Annotated in this window: 21 protein-coding genes, 1 tRNA gene and 3 rRNA genes; 3 read left to right on the forward strand and 22 right to left on the reverse strand. The window is 65.6% G+C overall.

The window, feature by feature from the left end; genetic code table 11:
• Nucleotide 1: 1 nt before the first annotated feature.
• From ehuB to BLV94_RS23840, 12 genes are all read right to left on the reverse strand, one after another.
• Nucleotides 2–886 carry an ectoine/hydroxyectoine ABC transporter substrate-binding protein EhuB gene (gene ehuB, locus BLV94_RS23790; protein ID WP_072947390.1) on the reverse strand — a complete coding sequence of 295 codons (885 nt, stop codon included), beginning with the start codon at nt 884–886 and terminating at the stop codon, nt 2–4.
• Between the two features lie 227 nt (nt 887–1,113).
• Nucleotides 1,114–1,230, reverse strand: a 5S ribosomal RNA gene (gene rrf, locus BLV94_RS23795).
• A gap of 137 nt (nt 1,231–1,367) precedes the next feature.
• Nucleotides 1,368–4,500, reverse strand: a 23S ribosomal RNA gene (locus BLV94_RS23800).
• Nucleotides 4,501–4,827: 327 nt separating this feature from the next.
• Nucleotides 4,828–6,346 (reverse strand): 16S ribosomal RNA (locus BLV94_RS23805).
• The 16S, 23S and 5S rRNA genes sit together here, the layout of an rRNA operon.
• A gap of 537 nt (nt 6,347–6,883) precedes the next feature.
• Complete coding sequence (locus BLV94_RS23810; protein WP_072938013.1) at nt 6,884–7,081, reverse strand: hypothetical protein; 198 nt, start codon at nt 7,079–7,081, stop codon at nt 6,884–6,886.
• 48 nt (nt 7,082–7,129) lie between these two features.
• A complete protein-coding gene (locus BLV94_RS51600) occupies nt 7,130–7,252 on the reverse strand; it encodes a hypothetical protein (protein ID WP_005248443.1) in 123 nt (40 codons plus the stop codon).
• A gap of 42 nt (nt 7,253–7,294) precedes the next feature.
• Entirely contained in the window at nt 7,295–7,732 is a 438-nt protein-coding gene (locus tag BLV94_RS23815) for a DUF2752 domain-containing protein (protein WP_072938015.1), read from the reverse strand.
• A 98-nt stretch (nt 7,733–7,830) separates the two neighbouring features.
• A tRNA-Thr gene (locus BLV94_RS23820) sits at nt 7,831–7,903 on the reverse strand.
• Between the two features lie 31 nt (nt 7,904–7,934).
• Entirely contained in the window at nt 7,935–9,149 is a 1,215-nt protein-coding gene (locus BLV94_RS23825; protein WP_072938016.1) for a DNA polymerase III subunit delta', read from the reverse strand.
• A 52-nt stretch (nt 9,150–9,201) separates the two neighbouring features.
• Nucleotides 9,202–12,123 carry a type I DNA topoisomerase gene (topA, locus tag BLV94_RS23830; protein ID WP_072938018.1) on the reverse strand — a complete coding sequence of 974 codons (2,922 nt, stop codon included), beginning with the start codon at nt 12,121–12,123 and terminating at the stop codon, nt 9,202–9,204.
• A 137-nt stretch (nt 12,124–12,260) separates the two neighbouring features.
• Nucleotides 12,261–12,845 (reverse strand): hypothetical protein, encoded by a 585-nt coding sequence (locus BLV94_RS23835; protein WP_072938019.1) that lies wholly within the window; start codon nt 12,843–12,845, stop codon nt 12,261–12,263.
• Nucleotides 12,846–12,986: 141 nt separating this feature from the next.
• Entirely contained in the window at nt 12,987–13,190 is a 204-nt protein-coding gene (locus BLV94_RS23840) for a cold-shock protein (protein WP_005248460.1), read from the reverse strand.
• Nucleotides 13,191–13,586: 396 nt separating this feature from the next.
• Here BLV94_RS23840 and BLV94_RS23845 point away from each other — a divergent pair, with 396 nt between their 5' ends.
• Entirely contained in the window at nt 13,587–15,950 is a 2,364-nt protein-coding gene (locus BLV94_RS23845) for a DEAD/DEAH box helicase (RefSeq protein WP_072938101.1), read from the forward strand.
• A 15-nt stretch (nt 15,951–15,965) separates the two neighbouring features.
• Here BLV94_RS23845 and BLV94_RS23850 read toward each other — a convergent pair whose 3' ends face one another.
• Together BLV94_RS23850 and BLV94_RS23855 are read right to left on the reverse strand one after the other, a co-directional pair.
• Nucleotides 15,966–16,748: a CoA-transferase subunit beta gene (locus BLV94_RS23850; protein ID WP_072938021.1), complete on the reverse strand. Its 783-nt coding sequence runs from the start codon at nt 16,746–16,748 to the stop codon at nt 15,966–15,968.
• Entirely contained in the window at nt 16,745–17,665 is a 921-nt protein-coding gene (locus BLV94_RS23855) for a CoA transferase subunit A (protein WP_072938022.1), read from the reverse strand. The genes BLV94_RS23850 and BLV94_RS23855 overlap by 4 nt, the downstream gene beginning before the upstream one ends.
• Before the next feature lie 110 nt (nt 17,666–17,775).
• Between BLV94_RS23855 and BLV94_RS23860 the strand changes: the two genes are divergently transcribed.
• A complete protein-coding gene (locus tag BLV94_RS23860) occupies nt 17,776–18,672 on the forward strand; it encodes a LysR family transcriptional regulator (RefSeq protein WP_072938024.1) in 897 nt (298 codons plus the stop codon).
• 28 nt (nt 18,673–18,700) lie between these two features.
• Here the strand turns inward: BLV94_RS23860 and BLV94_RS23865 are convergent, their stop codons facing one another.
• The 8 genes from BLV94_RS23865 to ssd form a co-directional block, all read right to left on the reverse strand.
• Nucleotides 18,701–20,110: an MFS transporter gene (locus BLV94_RS23865; protein WP_072938026.1), complete on the reverse strand. Its 1,410-nt coding sequence runs from the start codon at nt 20,108–20,110 to the stop codon at nt 18,701–18,703.
• Between the two features lie 188 nt (nt 20,111–20,298).
• On the reverse strand, nt 20,299–20,655 hold the full coding sequence (locus BLV94_RS23870) for an Rv3654c family TadE-like protein (RefSeq protein WP_072938028.1): 357 nt from the start codon (nt 20,653–20,655) through the stop codon (nt 20,299–20,301).
• On the reverse strand, nt 20,652–21,026 hold the full coding sequence (locus BLV94_RS23875; RefSeq protein WP_072938030.1) for a TadE family type IV pilus minor pilin: 375 nt from the start codon (nt 21,024–21,026) through the stop codon (nt 20,652–20,654). Before BLV94_RS23875 ends, BLV94_RS23870 begins: the two co-directional genes overlap by 4 nt.
• A complete protein-coding gene (locus BLV94_RS23880) occupies nt 21,026–21,244 on the reverse strand; it encodes a DUF4244 domain-containing protein (RefSeq protein ID WP_012691430.1) in 219 nt (72 codons plus the stop codon). The genes BLV94_RS23875 and BLV94_RS23880 overlap by 1 nt, the downstream gene beginning before the upstream one ends.
• 57 nt (nt 21,245–21,301) lie before the next feature.
• Nucleotides 21,302–21,889: a type II secretion system F family protein gene (locus BLV94_RS23885; protein WP_072938032.1), complete on the reverse strand. Its 588-nt coding sequence runs from the start codon at nt 21,887–21,889 to the stop codon at nt 21,302–21,304.
• Nucleotides 21,886–22,677 carry a type II secretion system F family protein gene (locus tag BLV94_RS23890; RefSeq protein WP_072938105.1) on the reverse strand — a complete coding sequence of 264 codons (792 nt, stop codon included), beginning with the start codon at nt 22,675–22,677 and terminating at the stop codon, nt 21,886–21,888. The genes BLV94_RS23885 and BLV94_RS23890 overlap by 4 nt, the downstream gene beginning before the upstream one ends.
• Nucleotides 22,674–23,873, reverse strand: coding sequence for a TadA family conjugal transfer-associated ATPase (locus BLV94_RS23895; RefSeq protein WP_072938103.1), 1,200 nt, complete (start codon nt 23,871–23,873; stop codon nt 22,674–22,676). Before BLV94_RS23895 ends, BLV94_RS23890 begins: the two co-directional genes overlap by 4 nt.
• Entirely contained in the window at nt 23,870–24,955 is a 1,086-nt protein-coding gene (gene ssd, locus BLV94_RS23900) for a septum site-determining protein Ssd (protein WP_072938034.1), read from the reverse strand. Before ssd ends, BLV94_RS23895 begins: the two co-directional genes overlap by 4 nt.
• A gap of 383 nt (nt 24,956–25,338) precedes the next feature.
• On the opposite strand from ssd, the gene BLV94_RS23905 reads away from it, so the two are divergent.
• Nucleotides 25,339–26,175: an HAD-IB family hydrolase gene (locus tag BLV94_RS23905; protein ID WP_072938036.1), complete on the forward strand. Its 837-nt coding sequence runs from the start codon at nt 25,339–25,341 to the stop codon at nt 26,173–26,175.
• The last annotated feature ends 40 nt before the right edge of the window (nt 26,176–26,215 follow it).

Genomic DNA, 26,215 nt, shown 5'->3' on the forward strand with positions numbered 1-26,215 from the left:
ATCAGCCGGTCTCGCCGCAGAGTTTGGCGGTGGTCAGGTTCGGATCGGGCAGTTCCTCTTCGGTGAATCCGAACGGTCCGACGATCGACAGGTACTTCTCCTTGTCGGAGGTGATCTTGGCGAGTTCGGCGTTGTAGGCGTCGCGCAACTCCGTGTCCTCCTTCCGGAAGACCGTTCCGCCGGCGCCGACCTGGGGCACCCCGTCGATCACTGCGACGAACGAGTTGGTCACCTCCACCGGGACCTGCGGGTTGTTCTGCGCCAGCCAGTTCAGCGAGATCCCGGTGAGCGCAAAGACATCCGCTCGCCCGTTGGCGACGGCGTCCATTCCGTCCTGCGGCGACGCCACCTGCATCGCGTCGATTCCGAGTTGCTGCGCGTAGTCCGATTCGATCGCCCCGGTCATCGCGGCCATCCGCACCCCGCTCTGCTGCACCGATTGCATGTCGGTGAGGTTCGCGGGATTGCCCTTGGGCACCATCAGCGCGGTCGTGTAGTTGAATTCCGGCTCACTGAACGCTGCCTGCTCGCAGCGCTGCGGCAGGATCGACATGCCGGCACTGACGACGTCGAAGCGGCGGGCCTGCAGTCCGGGAATGAGGGCTCCGAAGTCGGTGCTCACGCCCTCGACGTTGTCGATGCCGAGGTTCTCGAAGATTTCCCGGTGCAACGCCACGGTGGCGCCGGTCAACTTTCCGTCCTGCTCGAAGCTGTACGGCGCCTCGCCGGCGAAACCGACGGTCACCGTTCCGCTGTCCTGCAGTTGCTGGAGGAGCGATCCGCCGCTCGCGGTGTCGGTCTTCGTGCACCCCGCGACGGAGCCGGCGGCCACCATCAAGCCTGCGAACGCGACAGCCGCTCTGACAGCCGGACGTTGTTTCGACATCGTGCTCGTCACCACAGATTCCCCTTCGTCACCTCGGGTGATCCGGGAGGACGCGCACCGCACGGCACGATCCCAACGGATCTGCCCGGGCCACGTTACGCAGGCGAAGGACCTGCCAAAGGGGAACCGGGGGGACGTTACCGCAGCGTTATCAAGTTGCGGTGGGTGAAAGTGTTGTGAAATGCCGAAAGCCCCCCAACGAGGCTGGGGGGCTTTCGGTAACGGATGTTCGGCGGTGTCCTACTCTCCCACACCCTGTCGGGTGCAGTACCATCGGCGCTGGAGGGCTTAGCTTCCGGGTTCGGAATGGGACCGGGCGTTTCCCCTCCGCTATGGCCGCCGTAACTCTATGAAACTGTCACACGGAACATCAGCGAAGACACAACCACACATCGTTGGACCGATGGTGGTGGTGGTTCTTCTTCTTCAGTTCCGAAACGTGTGTTGTTTCAGATACTGCACAGTGGACGCGTAGCTTCTTTGTGGTAAGTCCTCGGCCTATTAGTACCAGTCACCTGCATCCGTTACCGGACTTCCAGTTCTGGCCTATCAACCCGGTGGTCTGCCGGGGGCCTTACCCCCTCGAGGGGGTGAGAAACCTCATCTTGGAACAGGCTTCCCGCTTAGATGCTTTCAGCGGTTATCCCTTCCGAACGTAGCTAACCAGCGGTGCTCCTGGTGGAACAACTGGCACACCAGAGGTTCGTCCGTCCCGGTCCTCTCGTACTAGGGACAGCCTTCCTCAAGTTTCTAACGCGCGCGGCGGATAGAGACCGAACTGTCTCACGACGTTCTAAACCCAGCTCGCGTGCCGCTTTAATGGGCGAACAGCCCAACCCTTGGGACCTACTCCAGCCCCAGGATGCGACGAGCCGACATCGAGGTGCCAAACCATCCCGTCGATATGGACTCTTGGGGAAGATCAGCCTGTTATCCCCGGGGTACCTTTTATCCGTTGAGCGACACCGCTTCCACTTGCCGGTGCCGGATCACTAGTCCCGACTTTCGTCCCTGCTCGACCTGTCAGTCTCACAGTCAAGCTCCCTTGTGCACTTGCACTCGACACCTGATTGCCAACCAGGCTGAGGGAACCTTTGGGCGCCTCCGTTACATTTTGGGAGGCAACCGCCCCAGTTAAACTACCCACCAGGCACTGTCCCTGAACCAGATCATGGTCCGAGGTTAGAGGTCCAATACGATCAGAGTGGTATTTCAACAACGACTCCACACTCACTGGCGTGAGCGCTTCACAGTCTCCCACCTATCCTACACAAACCGAACCGAACACCAATACCAAGCTGTAGTGAAGGTCCCGGGGTCTTTTCGTCCTGCCGCGCGTAACGAGCATCTTTACTCGTAATGCAATTTCGCCGAGTCTATGGTTGAGACAGCTGAGAAGTCGTTACGCCATTCGTGCAGGTCGGAACTTACCCGACAAGGAATTTCGCTACCTTAGGATGGTTATAGTTACCACCGCCGTTTACTGGGGCTTAAATTCTCAGCTTCGCTCCGAAGAGCTAACCGGTCCTCTTAACCTTCCAGCACCGGGCAGGCGTCAGTCCGTATACATCGTCTTACGACTTCGCACGGACCTGTGTTTTTAGTAAACAGTCGCTTCTCACTGGTCTCTGCGGCCCCACCCAGCTCACACTGCAAGAGTGATCACCGGACGAGGCCCCCCTTCTCCCGAAGTTACGGGGGCATTTTGCCGAGTTCCTTAACCATAGTTATCTCGATCGCCTTAGTATTCTCTACCTGACCACCTGTGTCGGTTTGGGGTACGGGCCGTGTGAAAGCTCGCTAGAGGCTTTTCTCGGCAGCATAGGATCACTGAATTCGCCTCATTCGGCTATGCGTCACCTCTCAGGCTGTGTGAATGGCGGATTTGCCTACCATTCGCCCTACAGGCTTACACCAGTATTACCACTGACTGGCTCAGCTACCTTCCTGCGTCACCCCATCGCTTGGCTACTACCAGATCAGGTCCCATGCATCCACATCCAGGGCCCCCGAAGGGACGTAAGGACGCTTCAGGATGGTTAGTATCACTGATTCACCAGGGGCGCGTTCACACGGGTACGGGAATATCAACCCGTTGTCCATCGGCTACGCCTGTCGGCCTCGTCTTAGGTCCCGACTCACCCTGGGCGGATTAACCTGGCCCAGGAACCCTTGGTCATTCGGCGGACGAGTTTCTCACTCGTCTTTCGCTACTCATGCCTGCATTCTCACTCGTGTGGCCTCCACGGCTGGGTCACCCCGCCGCTTCCATGGCCACACGACGCTCCCCTACCCATCCACACCACTGCCCACGACTCCGCAGAATCGCAGGGGTGCATTGTGTGAATGCCGCAGCTTCGGTGGTGTACTTGAGCCCCGCTACATTGTCGGCGCAGGATCACTTGACCAGTGAGCTATTACGCACTCTTTCAAGGGTGGCTGCTTCTAAGCCAACCTCCTGGTTGTCTTCGCGACCCCACATCCTTTTCCACTTAGTACACGCTTAGGGACCTTAGCTGGCGATCTGGGCTGTTTCCCTCTCGACTACGAACCTTATCGCCCGCAGTCTCACTGCCGCGCTCTCACTCACCGGCATTCGGAGTTTGGCTGATTTCGGTAAGCTTGTGGGCCCCCTAGACCATCCAGTAGCTCTACCTCCGGTGAGAAACACGCGACGCTGCACCTAAATGCATTTCGGGGAGAACCAGCTATCACGGAGTTTGATTGGCCTTTCACCCCTACCCACAGCTCATCCCCTCAGTTTTCAACCTAAGTGGGTTCGGTCCTCCACGACGTCTTACCGTCGCTTCAACCTGGCCATGGGTAGATCACTCCGCTTCGGGTCTAGAACATGCCACTAAAACGCCCTATTCGGACTCGCTTTCGCTACGGCTACCCCACACGGGTTAACCTCGCGACATGCCACTAACTCGCAGGCTCATTCTTCAAAAGGCACGCCATCACCCCCAGTGACAAGTCACTCGAAGGCTTTGACGGATTGTAAGCGCACGGTTTCAGGTACTATTTCACTCCCCTCCCGGGGTACTTTTCACCTTTCCCTCACGGTACTAGTCCGCTATCGGTCACCAGGGAGTATTCAGGCTTATCGGGTGGTCCCGACAGATTCACACCAGATTTCACGGGCCCGGTGCTACTTGGGTTTCCATCACGACAGTCATCATGTTTTCGTGTACGGGACTCTCACCCTCTACGACAGGCCGTTCCAGACCACTTCCACTAACACAATGATTTCTTACTGTCGGCCAACACGGCAGCATTGACAAGATGAACCCCACAACCCCACGAATGCAACACCTGCCGGCTATCACACATCCATGGTTTAGCCTCTTCCGCTTTCGCTCGCCACTACTCACGGAATCACTATTGTTTTCTCTTCCTGTGGGTACTGAGATGTTTCACTTCCCCACGTTCCCTCCACACACCCTATATATTCAGGTGCGGGTAACACGACATCACTCGTGCTGGGTTTCCCCATTCGGACATCCTCGGATCTCAGCTCGGTTGACAGCTCCCCGAGGCTTATCGCAGCCTCCTACGTCCTTCATCGGCTCCTGGTGCCAAGGCATCCACCGTACGCTCTTCATTACTTACAACAAAGATGCTCGCGTCCACTGTGCAGTTCTCAAACAACACACAACCAACCATGTTCTTGTCGCCACCGAACACCGGAAAAACCCGGCCGGTATGACCACCATGATCGCTTGTCGTTCTTACCTGGAAAAAACACTCGCGTGTTCTCTCAGGACCCAACAGTGCATCGATATATCACCCGCCGGCCGATCATCAGATCGACCGATACGCGGGAAAATGTGTCAGTGTTCCACCCATGAGCGTCTGCCGTTCCACATGTGGGAACGAAACAGTCTCTGCCAACCCGTTGTGCACCTGTGTGACAACAGCATTGGAGATGTGCTCCTTAGAAAGGAGGTGATCCAGCCGCACCTTCCGGTACGGCTACCTTGTTACGACTTCGTCCCAATCGCCGATCCCACCTTCGACGGCTCCCTCCCACAAGGGGTTAGGCCACCGGCTTCGGGTGTTACCGACTTTCATGACGTGACGGGCGGTGTGTACAAGGCCCGGGAACGTATTCACCGCAGCGTTGCTGATCTGCGATTACTAGCGACTCCGACTTCACGGGGTCGAGTTGCAGACCCCGATCCGAACTGAGACCAGCTTTAAGGGATTCGCTCCACCTCACGGTCTCGCAGCCCTCTGTACTGGCCATTGTAGCATGTGTGAAGCCCTGGACATAAGGGGCATGATGACTTGACGTCGTCCCCACCTTCCTCCGAGTTGACCCCGGCAGTCTCTTACGAGTCCCCACCATTACGTGCTGGCAACATAAGACAAGGGTTGCGCTCGTTGCGGGACTTAACCCAACATCTCACGACACGAGCTGACGACAGCCATGCACCACCTGTATACCGACCACAAGGGGGGCCGTATCTCTACGGCTTTCCGGTATATGTCAAACCCAGGTAAGGTTCTTCGCGTTGCATCGAATTAATCCACATGCTCCGCCGCTTGTGCGGGCCCCCGTCAATTCCTTTGAGTTTTAGCCTTGCGGCCGTACTCCCCAGGCGGGGCGCTTAATGCGTTAGCTACGGCACGGATCCCGTGGAAGGAAACCCACACCTAGCGCCCACCGTTTACGGCGTGGACTACCAGGGTATCTAATCCTGTTCGCTACCCACGCTTTCGCTCCTCAGCGTCAGTTACTGCCCAGAGACCCGCCTTCGCCACCGGTGTTCCTCCTGATATCTGCGCATTTCACCGCTACACCAGGAATTCCAGTCTCCCCTGCAGTACTCAAGTCTGCCCGTATCGCCTGCAAGCTCGAGGTTGAGCCTCGAGTTTTCACAGACGACGCGACAAACCGCCTACGAGCTCTTTACGCCCAGTAATTCCGGACAACGCTTGCACCCTACGTATTACCGCGGCTGCTGGCACGTAGTTGGCCGGTGCTTCTTCTGCAGGTACCGTCACTCTCGCTTCGTCCCTGCTGAAAGAGGTTTACAACCCGAAGGCCGTCATCCCTCACGCGGCGTCGCTGCATCAGGCTTTCGCCCATTGTGCAATATTCCCCACTGCTGCCTCCCGTAGGAGTCTGGGCCGTGTCTCAGTCCCAGTGTGGCCGGTCACCCTCTCAGGTCGGCTACCCGTCGTCGCCTTGGTAGGCCATTACCCCACCAACAAGCTGATAGGCCGCGGGCCCATCCTGCACCAGTAAACCTTTCCACCAAAAACCATGCAGTCCTTGGTCATATCCGGTATTAGACCCAGTTTCCCAGGCTTATCCCGAAGTGCAGGGCAGATCACCCACGTGTTACTCACCCGTTCGCCGCTCGTGTACCCCGAAGGGCCTTACCGCTCGACTTGCATGTGTTAAGCACGCCGCCAGCGTTCGTCCTGAGCCAGGATCAAACTCTCCGTTGAAGACTCTAGATTTCACAGGCGAACCCGTTAATCAGTCATAGACATCGAGTCAAATCACTAGCGATCAAAAACTCAAACTAGCATTATCAAACACTGACCCCCCACCGACGGAAGAAGGAGGGAAGCCAGCAAATACCCACACCACACACCCCGAAACCCGAAGGCCCCGAAAGCAATCCGTGATGCGGAGTACCAAAAACATTTGGCACTGACATTCATCGACACACTGTTGAGTTCTCAAAGAACACGCGCACACCATCACTGCCGAAGTATCAACTTCAGCCTCTCCGGGGCAACCGTTCCATCTTATCCTACCAGCCTCACCGGCGCAAGCCGTGACGCTGATCAAGATCAAACCGGGATTGAAGCACCACCATACACGGCGGTGAACTTCCGATTTACCAGGCGCCTTCGTCCAACCTCGTGTCCCCCGCCTTCCGGCCGGGGTCGGTGTCCGTGTCGCTCTGACCTGGAATAAGTTACGCGAAGGGAAACGAGAACACCAAATCGCCAGGTCAACGTCGCTATTCGGCCGATTCAGGGCACCCAGTACTTGGCAGCCAGCTCCTCGATCACCAGATCTCCCTCCGATGCCTGTTCCAACGTCGCGAGGTCGGAGTCGATGGAGACCAATCGTGGGTCGTCCCCCTCCGCCTCCTGGACCGGGTGCCCCCCGTCCTCGGCCAGCTGACGCAACAGCTTCTCGCGCACCCGGTCCTTCAGCGAATCGCTCATATCGAAATCATGGTCGTGCGGCGATGGGTTGTCGAGAGTGCAACACGGTCACTCCTCGGTCTCGTCCGGCGCCTTCACGTTGTCGCTCTTGCCGAAGACTCGCAGCGCGGTCGGAATGAGGACGATCAGCGCGCCCAGGATCGCGATCAACGAAAAGACCTGCATTGCCATCTGTGAACCGACTCTCTGTTTCGTGCCCGCGGCGACCAGGTGTCAGACCGGCGCGAGCCAGCTTCCCCAAGATGTGTTCCTGGTGACGGTAAACGCCGCAAGCACAATGAGCACACCCACTGTCACTCGCGGTCCCACCACGAAGACGCGGTCGCGTCGTCCTTGCCAGCGGTGACGTGCCCAGCCGATCCAGGCGAAAACCATGACCGCGATGAACGGGACGATCAGAACATTGCCGGCGACGGCCGCGCCGAGGTCGAGGTTGGTCAGGTCGTGCACTGCCCGCAGCCCGCCACAGGCCGGGCACCACCACCCGGTCAGGGCGTAGACGGGACAGAAACCGTACGAACCCGGTTGATGCGGATCCCGGAAGTGGAGGACGGCGGTCGCGACCACGGCGCCGGCGGCGACAGCGGCGGGTGCTCCGAGTGCACGCAGACCGACCGCCCGCGTCGCCGGAGTTCCACTCTGGGTGTCCACCCGTCCAGTCTTCCCGATTCTTCCGGTCTGCGGTGGATCGGACCCCGGAGACGACTCTGGCCCTTCCCGACTGATCGGGAAGGGCCAGAGGACCGCTGAGCTGCCTGAGAGAATCGAACTCTCGACCTTTTCATTACGAGTGAAATGCTCTACCGACTGAGCTAAGGCAGCGGTGCCTTTCGGCGGTGGCGAGTCTAGCGCCTCAACCCCGAGTATGCGAAAACGGCTCCCTGAACGCGTCGCCGAGACTGGCCACCATGGCGTCGACAGCCCACTGCGGTTTGACGTTGACGGTGATCGCCTCGCGGCACTCCAGGACGGCTTCGATGCACTTCAGAAGGCCTTCCGGGGTTGTTCGCGACGCGAGGTCGGCGGCTCGATCGGCCATGTCCGGGTGATTCGCGGCGGCGTTCGACTTCCACGCGACGGCGAGCGCGTCGCGGTAGAGACCGGCCAGATCGATCAGTGCGCGGTCGAGTGCGTCGCGGCCCGTGCGGGTGGCCCGGGACTTCTGGCGCTTCTCGAGATCCTTCAGCACGCCTGCCGAACCACGGAGGGCTCCGGCCGCACCCTTACCGGTACCGCCCGCGCCCAGAGCGGTGCGCAACTCTTCGGTCTCCTGCTCGTCCCGAGCGGCGCTCATCTCCTTCGCCTCCGCGTCGGCGGAACGCACAAGTTCCTCCGCTGCGGCGAACGCGGTGGCCGGCCGCAGCGCCGCGACCGCCAGATCGAGCGCGTCCTTCCGACGCACCTTGGCGTTCAGATCCGTCGCGAGACGCCGGGCGCGCCCGACGTGGCCGCCGCTGATCGAGGCCGCCAGTTGCGCGTCTTCGGGGGCCAGGCCGTCCCGCTCGCGCAGGACCTTGGCGATGGAGTCGGCCGAAGGCGTCACGAGATGGATGTGCCGGCAGCGCGACCGCAGCGTCACGGAGATGTCCTGCGGGTCGACGGACGGCGCGCACAGCAGGAACACGGTGCGGTCCGGTGGCTCCTCCACCACTTTCAGGAGCGCGTTGGCCGCACCCTCGGTGAGCCGGTCCGCGTCCTCGACGACGACAATCTGCCAGCGCCCGGTACTGGGACGGCGGGCGGCGGTCTGCACGATGGCGCGCATCTCCTTGACGCTGATGCTCAGGCCCTCGGGGACGACCTGCCGGACGTCGCCGTGGGTGCCGGCCATCGCGGTGGTGCAGGCGTGGCAGGCGCCGCAGCCGGGTGTGCCGTCGCTCGTGCACTGCAGGGCGGCGGCGAAACACTGCGCCGCCACCGACCTACCCGAGCCGGGCGGGCCGGTGAACAGCCACGAATGCGTCATCGCGGAGCCCATCTCGCCGACTCCACGACGGGCGGCAGTCGCCGCGGCCGTCAGCTCGGACTCGACGTCCTCCTGGCCCACCAACCGGTCGAATACCGTCATCGCGCCAGCCTAACCGGCACGTGCGACATCCCTACCGGCCCGCGGTACCGGCTCACGCCTTCTTGTCCGCGGCCTTCGTCGAGGCGGCCTTCTTGGCGGGTGCCTTCTTGGCGGCGGTCTTTTTCGCAGCCTTCTTGGCGGGCGCCTTCTTCGCAGCGGCCTTCTTCTTGACGGGGCCGCGGGCACGCCGATCCGCGAGCAGTTCCGAAGCGCGAGCGTCGGTGATGGACTCCACCTCGTCGCCCTTGCGGAGGCTGGCGTTGGTTTCACCGTCCGTGACGTACGGTCCGAACCGGCCGTCCTTGATCACCATCGGCTTCTCGCTGACCGAGTCGACGCCCAGCTCACGCAGCGGCGGGGTGGCGGCGGCCTGACGTCCGCGACGTTTCGGTTCCGCGTAGATCTTCAGCGCCTCGTCGAGGGTCACCGTGAACATCTGGTCCTCGTTGGCGAGGGACCGCGAGTCCGTGCCCTTCTTCAGGTACGGGCCGTAGCGGCCGTTCTGCGCGGTGATCTCCTCCTTCGACTCCGGATCGACACCCACCACACGCGGCAGCGACAGCAGCTTGAGGGCGTCGTCGAGGGTCACCGTCGCCAGGTCCATGGACTTGAGCAGCGAGCCCGTCCGCGGCTTCGGGCCGGTGGCCTTCTTCGCCGCCTTCTTCGCGGGTGCCTTCTTGGCAGCAGCGGTCTTCGTCTTGGTCGTCCCGTCGGCCGATTCGTCGGGCACCGGCACCACGGCCGGCTCGGGCTCCGGTTCCGGCTCGGGCAGGATCTCGGTGACGTACGGGCCGAAGCGGCCCTCCTTCGCGACGATCTCGTGCCCGGTCAGCGGGTCGACGCCCAGCTTGCGACCCTCCTGCGGCGTCGAGAACAGCTTCTCCGCGTACTCCGGTGTCAACTCGTCCGGCGGAAGGTCGTCGGGCAGGTTGGCGCGCTGGGAGATGAGGTCGCCCTCGGGGTCGTCCGGGTTCTGGACCATCCGTTCGAGATACGGACCGAACCGTCCGACGCGGACGTGCACTTCCCGTCCCTCGGCGTCGTCGAAGAGCCGGATCGAGTTGACCTCGCGGGCGTCGATCTCTTCGAGGTTGACGCCGACCATCTTCTTCAGGCCGCCCTCACGGGCCACCGAACCCTCGGCTCCGTGATCGCCGCCGAAGTAGAAACTGCTGAGCCAGTTGCCGCGCTGTTCGCGGCCACCGGCGATCGCGTCGAGGTCGTCTTCCATGCCGGCGGTGAAGTCGAAGTCGACCAACCGTCCGAAGTGCATCTCGAGAAGGCCGATGACGGCGAACGCCACCCAGGACGGGACCAGCGCGCTGCCGCGCTTATAGACGTATCCGCGATCGAGGATGGTCTTGATGATCGACGAATACGTGGACGGGCGGCCGATGCCCAGCTCTTCGAGGGTCTTGATCAGGCTCGCCTCGGTGTACCGGGCGGGTGGGTTGGTGGTGTGGCCGTCGGGGTCGAGTTTGGTGGCGGTGACCGCCTGGCCCTCGACGAGCACCGGCAGACGGGACTCGGCGTCGTCGGACTGGCCGCCGGCCTCCTCGTCGACGCTCTCCACGTAGGCCTTCAGGAAGCCGGCGAACGTGATGGTGCGGCCCGACGACGAGAACGTGCACTCCTCGCCGGTGCCCGCGGTTCCGGTGATCCGCAGCGTCAGCGTCGTGCCCCGTGCGTCGGCCATCTGCGACGCGACGGTGCGCTGCCAGATCAGCTCGTACAGACGGAACTCGTCGGTGTCGAGGCGCGAATGCAGCTGACCGGGGGTCTGGAACACGTCGCCGGCGGGGCGGATCGCCTCGTGTGCCTCCTGCGCGTTCTTCACCTTGCGGGTGTACTGCCGCGGAGTGTCGTGCACATACTCGGCCCCGTACAACTCGGTGGCCTGCGCCCGGGCGGCAGCGATCGCCGACGACGACAGCGTCGTCGAGTCGGTTCGCATGTAGGTGATGTAGCCGTTCTCGTACAGCCGCTGCGCGATGCGCATGGTCCGCTCGGACGTGAACCGCAGCTTGCGGCCCGCCTCCTGCTGCAGCGTCGACGTCATGAACGGTGCATAGGGCTTGCGGGTGTACGGCTTGCTCTCCGCGGAGGAGACGGTGAGATCGACACCCGCGAGGGACTCGGCCAGGCGCTGCGCCCGCGCCTCGTCCAGAACCGTGACGGTGCTCGTCTTCAGCTGTCCGTCCGAACCGAAGTCGCGGCCGGAGGCCACCCGGGACCCGTCGACGGTCACCAGACGCGCCCCGAAACTGCGGGGGCTGGCGTCCGCGCCGGCGTCGAGAGTGGCGGAGATGTCCCAGTAGGAGGCCGAGCGGAACGCCATCCGCTCGCGTTCGCGCTGCACGATGACGCGGGTCGCGACGGACTGCACGCGGCCTGCCGACAGCCGCGGCATGACCTTCTTCCACAGCACGGGGCTGACCTCGTAGCCGTACAGACGGTCGAGGATGCGGCGGGTCTCCTGCGCGTCGACCAGGTCGGTGTCGAGCTCGCGGGTGTCCTCGGCCGCCGCGCGGATGGCCGGCTCGGTGATCTCGTGGAAGACCATCCGGCGAACCGGGATCTTCGGCTTGAGCGTCTCGAGGAGGTGCCAGGCGATCGCTTCGCCCTCGCGGTCGGGGTCGGTGGCGAGGAAGAGTTCGTCGGCGTCCTTGAGGAGGCTCTTCAGCTCCGTGACCTTGGACTTCTTCTCCGGGCTGACCACGTAGAGAGGTTCGAAGTCCTGGTCGACGTTGACGCCGAGCCGCGCCCACGGCTCACCTTTGTACTTGGCCGGGACGTCGGCGGCTCCTCGCGGAAGGTCGCGGATGTGGCCGACCGACGCCTCGACGACATAGTTCTTTCCGAGGTACGGGGCGATCTTGCGGGCCTTGGTCGGCGACTCGACGATCACGAGGCGGCGAGGCTGGCCGGACGCTCCCGCCGCACCCTGTGCACTGCCGTTGTCCCCTTTAGCCACGTGAAGCCCGAGCCTTCCTGAAGTCGATCGCTGCCACTCGACAGTTGTGCAGACAAACCCTTTTATACCCGGTTCGCCTATTACTAGAGTGACATACCCGGAACCCATCCTCGCAGATCAGTACCGTCTACGCGGCCCTACACGTGGGGCCAACCGGTACGGTCGTCCACATTTCCGGGAGCCTCGCCGATGCTCTCGACGAGTCTGCCGAGCCTACGCCGACCCGAGATCCGGAGACCCGGACCGGACCCACGGGTGCCGATCAGCGTCGGCGCGATGCCCGACCGCATCAAGGCCTGGGCCAACGGCGCGTGGGTATCCGGGGCGTGCGGATCGAGTCCGAGGACGAACCGTTCGCCCTCCGCTTCACCCCTACCCGACGCCAGCGCCCACACCCTCAGCTGACGCCCCGACGGCACCCAGCCGGAGGGCACCGCCTTGACCGCTCCCCTCGTCCACTGGTCCGCGAGAGGCCGCAGGTCGACGACGGACGCGGTGCGGACCAGGGGACTACCTTCGTCGCTCCGCGTGATCTCGACCTCGAGTCCGGCCTGCGCGATCAGCTCCGCGATCGCCTCCGCCCGCCACTGCGCGTCGACCACGATGGAGATGCGCGCCCGCCCGCCGGACGTGACCACCTGGCCCGTCGCCGCGAGAAGACCACACAGATCGGTGATCGCCGGCGGCATCGCCTCCGCAGAGAAGAAGGAGAGCTGGCTCACTGAAGTACCCCCTTTTGCCACGGCACCGTTGCCGTGAAAACGACTCGTCCCCCACCGCCTCAGGCGATGGGGGACGAATCAGACGCGGCCACGAGGACCCCGCCTATCTGATTTACGTGTTCACGAACGTGAACGGCAGAATCAGACTGCGCGAACGCCGGTTGCCTGGGGACCCTTGGTGCCCTGGCCGACCTCGAACTCCACGCGCTGGTTCTCCTCGAGGGTGCGGAAGCCGCTGCCCTGGATCTCGGAGTAGTGAACGAAGACGTCAGCGGAGCCGTCTTCGGGTGCGATGAAGCCGAAGCCCTTTTCCGCGTTGAACCACTTCACAGTGCCCTGTGCCATGCTTTTCCTTCTCTTTCTAACCACCGGATTCGGCGGACAGCACATACAGTCCGCCGGGCCGGTTCCGACCGCTGTACTTCTAGATTTCCCCCTCAGGAAAAGCAGAGCACCGCGTTCGCAACATCGATCCTGCGAACGTTCACTCTTTCAAGCCTACGAACACAGAAGCTGCGACCAGTTGTAGTCAACCATGAACTCCGGGAACGCAACAGTCGAAATCCGAACAATTCACACAAAAAGTTGATCTTGTAGCGAACAGGCACGGAACTGGGCATTAGCGACGGCGTCGCGACACCCCGGGCGACAGGCCCGAAGGGGCACTCGTTATCATCAAATGCGCAGGTCGTGGCGGTGTGGAAGCTACTCGCCCGTCCCTACGACAGCCCGGAGACTTCAGTGAGCACACCGTTTTCACCCCGTGACGACAGTGGAAATACGGGCGAAACATACGGCCGAACACTGCTGAACCGAGTCCTCGAGGGTGTTCCCCGGGACGAAAAACCGCTCACTTTCGCCGCAGAAATGCCCGCCCGGACTTCTCAGCTGTCGGAATGGCCGGCCTGGGCGCACCCCAGCGTCGTCCGGGCCATGCAGGAGAACGGGATCGCCCGTCCCTGGACTCATCAGGCCGCTGCCGCCGACCTGGCGCATCACGGGACGAACGTCGTGGTGTCCACCGGCACCGCTTCGGGTAAATCCCTCGCCTACCAGCTTCCGGTACTCACCACTCTGGCAACGGATCCGCGGGCGACCGCGCTCTACCTCTCGCCGACCAAGGCGCTGGGAGCGGACCAGCTCCGGGCGGTGACGGCCCTCATCGACTCCGAGGTCCTGGACGCCGGGGACGACCTGCGCGGTGCGTGCCCGTGTGTGTTCGACGGCGACACCCCCCTCGAGGTGCGGCACTGGGCCCGGGAGAACTCGCGGTGGCTCTTCACGAACCCCGACATGCTGCACATCTCGCTTCTCCGGACCCATCAGCGATGGGCGCACTTCTTCCGCAATCTGGCGTACGTGGTGATCGACGAATGCCACTCCTACCGTGGCGTCTTCGGTTCGAACGTCGCGCTCGTGCTGCGGCGGCTGCGGCGCATCGCGGCGCGGTACGGCGCCGACCCCGTCTTCGTCCTCGCGTCCGCCACCACAGCCGACCCCGGGGCGGCGGCGTCGAGGCTGATCGGGGCGCCCTGCGCCGAGATCGTGGAAGACGGTTCGCCGCACGGTCCCCGGACCGTCGCACTGTGGGAACCCCCGCTCATGCGGGAGGTCACCGGGGAGAACGGGAGCCCCGTCAGGCGGCCCGCCGGCTCCGAGGCCGCCCGCATCATGGCCGATCTGATGGTCGAAGGCGCCCGCACGCTGACGTTCGTGCGCTCCCGCCGGGGCGCCGAGCTGACCGCGATGGCGACCAAACGCCTACTCGGGGAGATCGATCCCGAACTCGCGTCGCGCGTCGCGTCGTACCGGGCCGGTTACCTGGCCGAGGACCGGCGTGAACTCGAGACAGCCCTCGCCGACGGCACCCTGCTGGGGGCGGCGACGACGAATGCGCTGGAACTGGGCGTCGACATCGCCGGCCTCGACGCCGTCGTGGTCGCCGGGTTCCCCGGGACGGTGGCGTCGTTCTGGCAGCAGGGCGGCCGGTCCGGCCGGCGCGGCGAAGGCTCGCTCGTCGTGCTGGTCGCGCGCGACGACCCGCTCGACACGTACCTCGTCCATCATCCGTCCGCGCTGCTCGACAAGCCCGTCGAGGCCACCGTCACCGACCCGAGCAATCCGTACGTTCTCGGCCCGCAGTTGCTCTGCGCGGCAATGGAACTACCACTGTCCGACGCGGAGGCCGAAGCGTTCGGGGCGCTCGACGTGCTCGCGAAGCTGTCGGAGCAGGGCCTGATCCGACGGCGCGCACACGGCTGGTTCGTCACCGCCGGCACAAATCCTCATGGCGCAGTGGATATCCGGGGTGGAATCGGTACCCAGGTGGCGATTGTCGTGTCGGAATCCGGACGCATGCTCGGGACCGTCGACACCGGCCGCGCTCCCGCCACAGCGCACCCCGGTGCCGTCCACATCCATCAGGGCGAGTCGTACGTCGTCGACGAACTCGACCTCGACCAGGGCCTCGCCCTCGTGCACGCGGAGGACCCCGACTGGACGACGTCGGCCCGCGAAACCACCGAGATCACCGTCACCTCGGTGCTCGAGCAGAAGCAGTTCGGCGATGTCGAGGTCGCGCTCGTCGAGGTCGAGGTGACCCATCAGGTGATCGGGTACCTGCGGCGACTGTCGTCCGGCGAGATCCTCGACGCCGTCGAACTGGACATGCCGAAGCACACCCTCCCCACCCGCGCGGTGATGTACACGGTCACCCCGGAACTCCTGCTGCAGGCGGGTGTTCCGGCGGAACGCGTGCCCGGGGCACTCCACGCCGCGGAACATGCGGCGATCGGGCTCCTGCCCCTCGTCGCGGTGTGCGATCGAGGCGACATCGGCGGCGTCTCCACGGCGTTGCACGCCGACACCGGACTTCCCACCGTGTTCGTCTACGACGGTCACGCCGGTGGCGCCGGATTCGCCGACCGGGGGCACGCCGAACTCACCCGCTGGCTCGGCGCGACCCGCGAAGCGATCCGCTCGTGCGAATGCGCGTCCGGGTGCCCGTCCTGCGTGTACTCGCCGAAGTGCGGAAACGGCAACGATCCCCTGGACAAGGACGGGGCGATCCAGGTCCTCTCCGCGGTGCTGGACTCGCTCGGCTGAGATACCGCCTTCCGATCAGCGCAGATACAACCGCACCGTGTCGATCACATCGCGGAGCAGGTGAATCTCCTCGCCGGTCGGCGGCGCGGTGACCGTGAGATCGTCGGCGACCTTCAACTCCCAGCCGGTCTGCGCCCGCACGTCGTCGACGGTGACCCCCTCGTGCACGCTGACCAACTCGAGTTCGTCGAACGGGCCCTGCCGCGACAGCACGCCGAGGTTCGTGAACACCTTCGTCACCCCGCGGCCGCGAGGAGCGATCCCGTCACCCGCCGCCCGGGCCCGGACCGGGCTCGGCGACGTGCAGAAGTCGAGTTCCGCGGGGAAGGCGCTCGGATCGTGTCGCCGCATCACCACGAAGATCTCGCCGGCGTTGGGCATGATTTCCACGGCACCACCGGCACCGGGCAATCGGACCGTCGGCCTGTCCCAGTCGCCGATGATGCTGGTGTTGAGGCTGCCGTACCTGTCGATCTGGGCCGCACCGAGAAACCCGACGTCGACGTTGCCGCCCTGCAGCACGTACCCGAACAACGCCGACATCGACACCACCGACTCCGCACCCGACACGACCACCGAGTCTGCGATGCCCTCGGCCATCGCGCTGGGATGGGCGCCGCACACACCCGATTCGTAGATCAGTTCGACGTCCGGGTTGCTGGTCCGCTTGGCCAGGTCGACGGCGAGCGTCGGCAGGCCGACGCCGGCGAAGACACGCCTCTTGCCTGCGAGTTCGCGGGCGGCAACGGACACGATGACCTCGGTCGCCGAGATCCCTCCGACTCGTGCTGTGGTCATTTTCTGCTCCCGTAGTCGACTGGTTCGGACAATCGAGGCGCGACGGCGAGGTCGTCCCAGTAGTCGCCGCCGAGTTTGTCCAGGTACTCCTCGTGATTCGCGGTGCCGTGCACCCAATCCTTCAGCCACGCCTGCAGGAGTCCCGAGTCCTTGCTGATAGCGGTCCAGCGCCGGTAGAACGCGCAGTCCCGGTCGTAGTAGCCCTGCACGTACGAGGGATGCGCCCCACGCGGACAGACGACGACGGCGTCGACAGCGTGGGAGGGGATCAACGTGCGGTTGGGGTCGGAGCGGACGACCTCGTCGTCGACGATCTCCTCGACGACCACGATCGCCTTCCTCGCGGCGTAGACCGCCTCCTGCTGGACCCCGGAGATCCCCCAGATCTGCACATTGCCGTGGCGGTCCGCGCGCTGCGCGTGAACGATGGTGACGTCCGGGTTCAGCGGCGGCACGACGTAGACGGTGCCCTCCCCGTAGGGGTCGTCGACCAGTCGAATTCGGGGATTGAGCCGCGGAAGGTCGCTTCCGGCGTAGGACCGCAGCGGAAAGAACGGCAGACCGGCGGCGCCCGCCTGATAGCGGCAGACCATTCCGTAGTGGCTGTACTCCTCGACCTCGAGCGGCACCGGATCGTGACGCTCGATGCGTCGTCGCAACTCGTGCAGGGACCCGGCCGAGCCGCTCGCGAAGAACGACGCCACGAGCTTGGTGACGCAGCCGGCGGCCACGAGTTGATCCGACACGATGTCCGGCGTCATCCGGCACAGCGTCAGGTTCTGGCGCTGCTGCCGGATGATCTCGTGCGCAGCCGCGAACGAGATGAGATGCGAGAAGCCCTCGAGGCACACGGTCATGCCGTCTTCGACGTACGTCTCGATGGCGTCCGCCATACTGACCACTTTGCTCATTGCCATGCCCTTCTCCGGACCGGCCGGGGGTCGCTTCGGGAACCTTCCCACCGGACTACCGCCGTCGCGCTCAATAGTGTTGACAGTTCTATTGCTCGAACTGCAATAGTTCTGGTGTGGAGATTTCTCAGATCACTGCCTTTCTCGCGGTCGCCGAGGAGTTGCACTTCGGCAGGGCCGCACAGCGCCTGCACTCGGCTCAGCCGCCGCTGAGCAGAACCATTCGGCAACTGGAGAAGCAGCTCGGGGCAACCCTGTTCGACCGGAACACGCGGAACGTCCGCCTCACCTCCGCCGGCGAGGCACTGCTCGGCCCGGCGCGCGAGGTCCTGGACGCCTGCCGGCTCGCGGAGATCGCCGTTGCCGCCGCCGGGCGCGGCCAGGTCGGCCGGGTGCGCATCGGCTTCTCCGGCGTCTCGTCCCATCTGCTCATCGGACGGTGGGCGAAACTCGTCCGGCACACTCATCCGGGAATCGAATTCGTTTTGAACAGTTCCGCTTTCGCGAGCGAGGCACTGAACAAACTCCTCGACGGAACCCTCGATATCGGCCTGGGCCGGTGGATCTTCACCCCACCCGGCATCGCGTCCCGCGTCATCCTCAACGAGGACTTCGTGGTGGCCATGACCGTCGACCACCCGCTCGCGGGCAGGGACGGCGTCCGGATCGAGGAGCTCGCGACCGAGCCCTGGGTGGCGCTGCCCGCCGATCCCGGATCCGCGCTGCGCGACTCCCTGCAGAGGGCCGCCCACGACGCCGGTTTCACGCCCCGGATCGTGCAGAGTGCGCCGGACTCGATGTCGTTGATGGCGTTGGTGTCCGCGGAGGTCGGCTGCGCGTTGACCGTCTCCTCCGTCGTCGAGAACGTCAACAACCCGGATGTCGTGTTCCTCCCGCTGGTCGGAGGTCCCAGCACCCTGCAGTTGCGGATCGCGTGGCGTGCAGACGACGACAGCGCCGCGTTGCGGGAAGTCCTCAGGCTGTCCGAAGAGGCGTTGCCGACTCCGGAATGACTGCCCACTCCGGAATGACACCGCGCGGTCAGGAGTGGGCTGTCGCATGTGCCTGCCCTGCGCTCGGAGTGCCGTCCGCCTCGTCGTCTTCCTCGACGTCGAGTTGCAGTTCGTCGGCGTCGGATTGCTCCGCCGTCGACAACCGGCGCGCGTCGAATCCGGTCCGGTTCAATAGCAGGAGCGTGCAGACCAGCGACACGGCGGCGTAGCCGGCCGACACGAAGGCGACACCGACAATGTTGCCGGACGAGTTGAGCATCCACTGCGCCAGCACCGGTGTGCCGCCGCCGACGATCAGCGAACACAGCTGGTAGGCCGCTGACAAGCCGGTGTAGCGGATGTTGGCGGGGAAGGCACGCGCGAGCACACCGGCGATGGCGCCGTAGAACATCGAATGCGGAATGGTTGCGAGGCACATCATGACCACGGCGACGGCGAAGTTCTCGGTCCGGATCGCGAAGAACATCGCCGGCATCAGGACGAACTCGGGAATCACCATGATGCACATGGCTTTCCGCATATCGATCCGGGAGACCAGGACGGCGCCGAACGGCTGCACGATGAACTGCACCACGAGGGCGATCGCGATGGCACCGAGGAACGTGCCACGGTCGTAGCCGAGTTCGCTGGTGGCCCACGACAACGCAAAGGTGTTCTTGAAGTACGTCACCTGCGCCAGGGGCAGCGCGCCCGCACCGAGCAGGACGAGGACCCAATGCTTGCGCAACACCTCACCGATCGGCAGTGCGACGGTCTTCTTGCGCTTCAGCACGGTCTTCATGGCGTCCGACTCTTCGAGTTTGAGGCGGATGATCATGCCGACGATCACCAGGACCGCGGAGATCAGGAACGGGATTCGCCAGCCGTACAGCACGAATTCCGGGGTGGGCATCGCGGAGAGCAGGAAGAACGCCATCGTGGCCAGAAGGTTTCCGGCGGGCGACCCCTGCTGCGCGAACGCGGAGTACAGAATTCCCTTGCCCTTGGGTGCGTTCTCACTGGCGATCAGGACGGCCCCGCCCCACTCGCCACCCACGGCCACGCCCTGAACGACGCGGAGGAAGACCAGTGCGACAGGCGCCCACACCCCGATCTGTGCGTAGGAGGGCAGGAGGCCGATCCCGACCGTGGCGGTCCCCATCATCACGAGCGTGATGACGAGGGTGGTCTTCCGGCCGATCTTGTCGCCGAGATGCCCGAAGACGATGCCACCGATCGGTCGGGCGAGGAACCCGGCCCACAGCGTGACGAACGCGAGCAGGGTGCCCATGCCTGCGGGCAGGGTGTCGGAGAAGAACACCTGACCGAAGACCAGGGCGGACGCGGTGCCGTAGATGTAGAAGTCGTACCACTCGATGGTGGTGCCGATGAACGAGGCGATGCCCGCTCTCCGCGCTTTCGTCTCGGCCTCGGTCCGCTTCGGTGGTGCCGTGGTCATGTAGTGCCCTCTCTCGCCAAGGGGAGTGGTGTGAATGGAAACCAGCTCGCTTCAGTGAGACTCGCATCACAGGATCCATGCCGTCCAATACTTCTCCGGCCGGGGATTATTACCGATCTGGTCATAATCCGGGAAACCCCGCGCACGCTGGAGCGATGGGCGTCACCAGTGCCGCCCCGCCGTCGACGTCACTCCGCGGGGCCCGCCCTCGCCACCGCCCGGGCGTCCCGGACCCCCGGCACGGACAGCAGCACCGGCGCGGTGACCGCGACCTCCACGTCCCAGTCGTCGACCTCACAGGACACGACCTCGGTGTGCATCCGCCCCGCGACCTCCCGCGCCGCGTCGCACGCCGCGGCGGTGCCGCGGTCCAGACCGACGGCCGCGGCGAGAGCGGCCAGATCCGCGGCCGACTGCGCCCGGTGCCGCACCGCCACCGCCGAACCGACGTGCACCAGCATCGCCGTGACCACCACCAAGGCCGCGAGCGCACAACACGCCAGCACCGTCGCGGCACCGCGGTCGTCGGAGATCCCCGCACTCACCGGCTTCCCCCACTCCACCCCGGCACCGTGGGTTCGAGAGCGGCCACCGCCTCCGCGGAGATGTTCACCAGCGGAAGAAGTGGGCTGTGTGCCCGCACGGTCGCGACGACGAACTCCCCCTCGGTCCGTACCGACACCTCGGCGCCGCCCGGGGCCACCCCCTCCGCCGCGGAGATCGCCGACTCGTGATCTCCGCGGGCGGCGAGCCGGGCGGCCTCGCGCGCCGAATCGACACACCGGACGTGCAGCGTCACCGCGGTGATCGCGCCGACACACAGCACGACCACCGCGACGATCGACGCGATCGCAATCGCCGCCTCCACCGTGACGCCGCCTGCCTCCGACCGGCGCAGGTTCTCGGCGGACCTCATCACACCGCGGTGTTCAGCGCTTTGTCGATGATGTTGGTCAACGCCGTGACGATGCTGTCGCCGGTGACGACCGAATACAGGACGGCCCCGAACGCCGCGGCCGCGATGGTGCCGATGGCGTACTCGGCGGTCGACATGCCGTCCTCGTCCGTCGCGAGCAGCGCGAGGTGCGCCGTCAGTGCCCGCACTGCCGCCAGAGACCGGATTCCGTGTTTCATGGTGTTCCCCCTTCAGAGTGTCCGGCGCAGCGGTTCTGCGCCGGAAGTGTCTGCGTGTCACAGCAACCCGCCGTCCAGCACGCGCGAGGCGAGCCCCACGACGACCGGGATGATCCCGAGGCAGATGAACGCCGGCAGGAAGCACAACCCGAGCGGACCGCTGATGAGCACACCCGCTCGTTCGGCCGATGCCGCCGCCAGATGCTCGACCTGGGTTCGGCCGTCGGCGGCGAGTTCCGTCATCGAACCGGCGAGCGACGAACCCGATGCCGCCGACCGTCGCGCCATCCGAGCGAGCGATTCGGTGGCCGGGTCCGACGCCGCCGCCTCCCACGCGGTCGCCGCGTCGGCCCCCAGCGCGAGTAGGTCTGCGGCGCGGCGGAGCGATTCCGACAGCGGCGCCGGCGCGGACCGCGACACGGCCTGCGCCGCGGTCGCGACCGGCAACCCTGCGCGCAGGCACGCTGCCAGCAGGTCGAAGGCGGCGGCGGTCGCGAGCGGGTCCTCGCGGCGCGCGGGGTCGTCCGCCGTGGCCACCGCATTGCCCGGACCGCCGGTGTCGCCGCGCAGTCGCTGCACCGGTGATCTGGGTGCGGGGAGAACCAACACGGCGCAGGCGAGGAGAAGTACCGCGCCCCAGATCATCCCGTCACCCGCCCGGTGATCCGGTCGGTCCACAGCAGTCCCGCGCACACCAATCCCGCACCGAGCAGCAGCAGGATGCCGCCCACCCCGCCGCCGAACAGCACCGCCAGCGGGGACGCCCCCATCATCTGACCCAGACCGACACCCAGGAGCGGCAGCCCGGCCAGCACGGTCGCCGTCGCCCTCGCTCCGGCGAGGGACGCCTCGGTCCGCCGACGGAAGCGACTGCGCCCCAGGAGGTCCGTCCGCGCCGCCTCGAGCAGTTCCGCCAGCGCGAGACCGTGCGCGTCGGCCACCGCCCAGATGTCGGCGATCCGCCCCAACTCGGTGCCGACACGGGAGTCCGCGATCCGGAACCCGTCGGCGGCGGATCCCCCGAGCCGCGAGCGCGCCGAAGCGGCCCGGAACGCCGCCGACACACTGCCCACCGATTCGTCGGCCGCGGTCTGACATGCCGCGGCGGGATGCGCGCCCACCCGAAGTTCCGCCGTTACCACCTCGAGGCCCGCCAGCACGACGCGCAGATCGGCGTCCTTCGCCTTCGCCGACCGACGTCGCACCGACCTGAACCGCACTGTCGCACAGACGATCACCGACGCCAGAACCGCGCAGATCCCGCCGAGTTCGTACACGACCGGAGCGCAGACGACCGCCGCCGGAACCGCCCAGGGCAGACGCATCCGCCGCCCGGAACCTCCCCGCCCGGTCACCGCGAGCAAGCGCGGACGCGACCGCGCGGACGGCACCGCCAGTACCGCACACGCAAGCACCACCAGACCTGCGATCACGACGCCTCCCGAGGAGAAGCCGACCGTTCCCGCCGAGAACACCAGAGGCGGAGCCGGTCCACCGCCGGCCCCTCCCCCCTGTCGTGACTCCAGGCGGGAACGATCGTGACGCGTCCGTGCTCGTCGCGAGTGACGACACCGATCTGCGTCAACTGCCGCGCTCCACTCGACGACCGGTGGACGTGCAGGATCACCTGCACGGCCGCGGCCAGCTGACTGTGCAGCGCCGCGCGGTCCATTCCGCCCAGTGCCGCAAGCGCTTCGAGCCGGGCGGGCACCTCCTCGGGCGAGTTGGCGTGCACCGTCCCGGCGCCGCCGTCGTGCCCCGTGTTGAGCGCCGTCAGCAGGTCGACCACCTCCGCGCCGCGCACCTCGCCCACGACGATCCGATCGGGTCGCATACGGAGGGACTGACGGACGAGGTCCCGGACGGTCACCTCGCCCACGCCCTCGACGTTGGGTGCCCGGGCCACCAGCCTGACCACGTGCGGGTGCGTCGGCGCCAACTCTGCGGCGTCCTCCACGCACACGATCCGTTCCGCCGGGTCCACCGCACCCAGCAACGCGGCCAGCAGCGTGGTCTTCCCCGCCCCGGTGCCGCCGGTGACGAGGAAGGCGAGGCGTGCGTGCACGATCTTCACCAGCAGATCGTGGGCCGCCTCGGTCACGGCGCCGCCCGCGACGAGCGCACCCAGCCCCTGGGTGGCCGGGCGCAGCACCCGCAGCGACAGGCAGGTGCCGCCCTGAGCGACGGGCGCCAGTACGGCATGAAGCCGTACACCGAACGAGCCGTTTCCGACGTCCCGCAGCCTTCCGTCGACCCACGGCTGGGCGTCGTCGAGGCGGCGGCCGGCAGACAGCGCGAGTCGCTGGGCGAGTCGGCGCACGGCTGCTTCGTCCGTGAACCGGACCGCTGCGCGCTCGAGTCCGCGGCCGCGGTCCACCCACACCCGGTCCGGCGCCGTGACGAGCACGTCCGCGACACCGGGCTCCGTCAGCAGCGACTCGAGCGGGCCTGCGCCCGTGAGTTCGGTCATGAGCACCCGCAACGCACCGAGCAGGTCGGTGTCGCCGAGCACGCCGCCGGACTCGGTCCGGATGGCCGCGGCAACCGTCGCGGGTGTCGGCTCGCCGGACGTGTGCGCGAGGCGTTCGCGCACCCGGTCGAGGAGGTCGGGGGTGACGAGGGAACTCATGCCGCCCACTCCCGTGTGCGCGGTCTGCTGCCGACGGTGTCGAGGACCGCCTCGGCCGCGGCGCCCAGCGGGGAGCGCCGCCCCGGCCGCAGACCGCCGTGTTCAAGCATTCCGGTGAGCGCGCGCTCGGCGCGCATCGACGCGATCAGCGGCAGGTCGAGGACCTCCGCCACGTCTGCCCCGCGAAGCCCGCCAGGTGCCGGGCCACGGACCACGAGTCCCTGATTGGGATTCCGTTCGGTGATCCACTGCGACACCTTCCCCGCGGCGATGCAGGCCCGGACGGTCGCGGGCACGACGAGAACCACGAGGTCGGCGAGTTCGAGGACGGCCTCCGTGACCGGACCCGGGAACCGCGACACGTCGCACACGACCAGTTCGCCGGCGTGACGCCCGGCGTCGGTGACGGCGCGGACCGCGGCCGCCGTCGGTCCCGCGCCGTGCCCGGTCCTGCTGCAGGCGAGGACCCGCAGGTGCTCGCCTCGAGCGGGCAGCGCGTCCCGGAGCGCGCCCGAAGAGATCCGGCCGCCTTCGATCGACAGTCCCGACCACCGCAGTCCGGGCACGTCCTCGATGCCCAGCAGCACGTCGAGCCCGGATCCCCACGAGTCGGTGTCGAGCAGCAGTGTGAGCTGCGACCGCGCCGCCGCGGTGAGGGCGGTCGCCGCCGCCAGGGTGGAGGCGCCGGCTCCGCCGCACCCGCCGACCACGGCGACGACGGTTCCGTCCGCTTCGGGCCGCTGGGGTTGCTCGCCGAGAACGGCGACCAGGGCCGACTCGTCGTCGGGCACGGCCAGCACGTGTTCGGCACCGACCGCTGTCGCGATCCGCCACTCGTCGATGCCCGGCGGCCCGTCGCACAGCAGCACGACCCGCCGCCGGCGTGGAAGCCGGTTGCGGCACGCGGCGGCGGCACGCGCGTCGAGCACGACGATCGGCGCGCTGCCCCAGGCGTGCCGGGCGTCGGCGACGTCGGTCTCGTTCAGCGTCCGGTCGGCCGCTGCCGCCACGCGCCTGATGCTGTGCAGCAGCGCCGGATCGTCTACCAGAACCAGCACTTCGCCACCGTCATGTGCGTCCATGCAGCGAGCGTGCCCGCTGCCGGAGACCGCGGAAAGGTGCCCTTTGCGAATTGTGGACAACTTCGGGGCTGGGGATAAGAACTGGTACTACCGCACCAATTTCTAGCGAGCAGAGAGCGAAGGATGGCAGAGCGCCCACAAACAGAGGACGACCCTCGCCAGGGGGGGAGGAGGCGAGGGTCGTCAGTGTTCAGCCCCGGGGGGTCGGGCTGAACATCGTCCGGATCAAATCCGGACATCAGCAATACTACACCTCCCCAGATCAGTATTTGCAAGTTCAACTGTTCAAATGTTTTACGGTGTCGGAGATACCGAACGCCCCTGTTCCGGGCCGTTGCACGGAACGCGCACCCCGGGCCGAAGTCCGCATATCCTTGGAAATTGTGACCGCGAAGCCACAGAGAAGTGCCAAGACAGGTCGACACACCGAGACGGGTCGGGTTGCCGCATTCTTCGACCTCGACAAGACGATCATCGCGAAATCCAGCACCCTCGCGTTCAGCAGACCGTTCTTCGACCAGGGCCTGATCAATCGACGGTCCGTCCTCAAGAGCAGTTACGCGCAGTTCCTGTTCCTGCTGTCGGGCGCGGACCACGATCAGATGGAGCGGATGCGCGCCTACCTCACGAGCATGTGCGCGGGCTGGAACGTGGAGCAGGTCCGGTCCGTCGTCGCCGAGACCCTCCACGACATCGTCGACCCCCTGGTGTTCGCGGAGGCCGCCGACCTCATCGCGGACCACAAGCTGCGGGGTCACGACGTCATCGTCGTCTCGGCGTCGGGCGAGGAGGTGGTGACGCCGATCGCCGAAGCACTCGGGGCGACACGCAGCATGGCCACCCGCATGGCGGTCGCGGACGGGCTCTACACGGGCGAGGTGGAGTTCTACTGCTACGGCGAGGGCAAGGTCGAGGCGATGCGGCAACTGGCCGACGAATACCACTACGACCTGTCGGCATGCTACGCCTACTCCGACTCCGTGACCGACCTGCCGATGCTGACCGCGGTCGGCCACCCGACGGCCGTCAACCCGGACCGGGCGCTCCGGAAGGCCGCGGCCGGAAACGGTTGGCCCATATTGACTTTCTCGAATCCGGTCTCCCTCAGGGCGCGCCTCCAGGCGCCGTCCGCCACCACCCTGGCGACCACCGCCGCGGTGAGCGTCGGGGCCCTGGTGGCGGGCGCATTCACCTATGGAGTGTTGCGCCGCAAGCGCTGACCGCCGCAACCCGCGACACGGTCACAAACCTAATTTGATA

Origin of the sequence: Rhodococcus koreensis, assembly GCF_900105905.1 — a bacterium.
In the GTDB taxonomy this organism is placed as follows: Bacteria; Actinomycetota; Actinomycetes; order Mycobacteriales; family Mycobacteriaceae; genus Rhodococcus_F; species Rhodococcus_F koreensis.

Excerpts from the sequence above, each read along its gene's own strand:
- ehuB (WP_072947390.1), bottom strand. The coding sequence starts at position 886 with ATGTCGAAACAACGTCCGGCTGTCAGAGCGGCTGTCGCGTTCGCAGGC.
- BLV94_RS23810 (WP_072938013.1), bottom strand. The coding sequence starts at position 7,081 with ATGAGCGATTCGCTGAAGGACCGGGTGCGCGAGAAGCTGTTGCGTCAG.
- BLV94_RS51600 (WP_005248443.1), bottom strand. The coding sequence starts at position 7,252 with ATGGCAATGCAGGTCTTTTCGTTGATCGCGATCCTGGGCGCGCTGATC.
- BLV94_RS23825 (WP_072938016.1), bottom strand. The coding sequence starts at position 9,149 with ATGACGGTATTCGACCGGTTGGTGGGCCAGGAGGACGTCGAGTCCGAG.
- BLV94_RS23840 (WP_005248460.1), bottom strand. The coding sequence starts at position 13,190 with ATGGCACAGGGCACTGTGAAGTGGTTCAACGCGGAAAAGGGCTTCGGC.
- BLV94_RS23850 (WP_072938021.1), bottom strand. The coding sequence starts at position 16,748 with ATGACCACAGCACGAGTCGGAGGGATCTCGGCGACCGAGGTCATCGTG.
- BLV94_RS23855 (WP_072938022.1), bottom strand. The coding sequence starts at position 17,665 with ATGGCAATGAGCAAAGTGGTCAGTATGGCGGACGCCATCGAGACGTAC.
- BLV94_RS23865 (WP_072938026.1), bottom strand. The coding sequence starts at position 20,110 with ATGACCACGGCACCACCGAAGCGGACCGAGGCCGAGACGAAAGCGCGG.
- BLV94_RS23875 (WP_072938030.1), bottom strand. The coding sequence starts at position 21,026 with ATGAGGTCCGCCGAGAACCTGCGCCGGTCGGAGGCAGGCGGCGTCACG.
- BLV94_RS23880 (WP_012691430.1), bottom strand. The coding sequence starts at position 21,244 with ATGAAACACGGAATCCGGTCTCTGGCGGCAGTGCGGGCACTGACGGCG.
- BLV94_RS23885 (WP_072938032.1), bottom strand. The coding sequence starts at position 21,889 with ATGATCTGGGGCGCGGTACTTCTCCTCGCCTGCGCCGTGTTGGTTCTC.
- BLV94_RS23895 (WP_072938103.1), bottom strand. The coding sequence starts at position 23,873 with ATGAGTTCCCTCGTCACCCCCGACCTCCTCGACCGGGTGCGCGAACGC.
- ssd (WP_072938034.1), bottom strand. The coding sequence starts at position 24,955 with ATGGACGCACATGACGGTGGCGAAGTGCTGGTTCTGGTAGACGATCCG.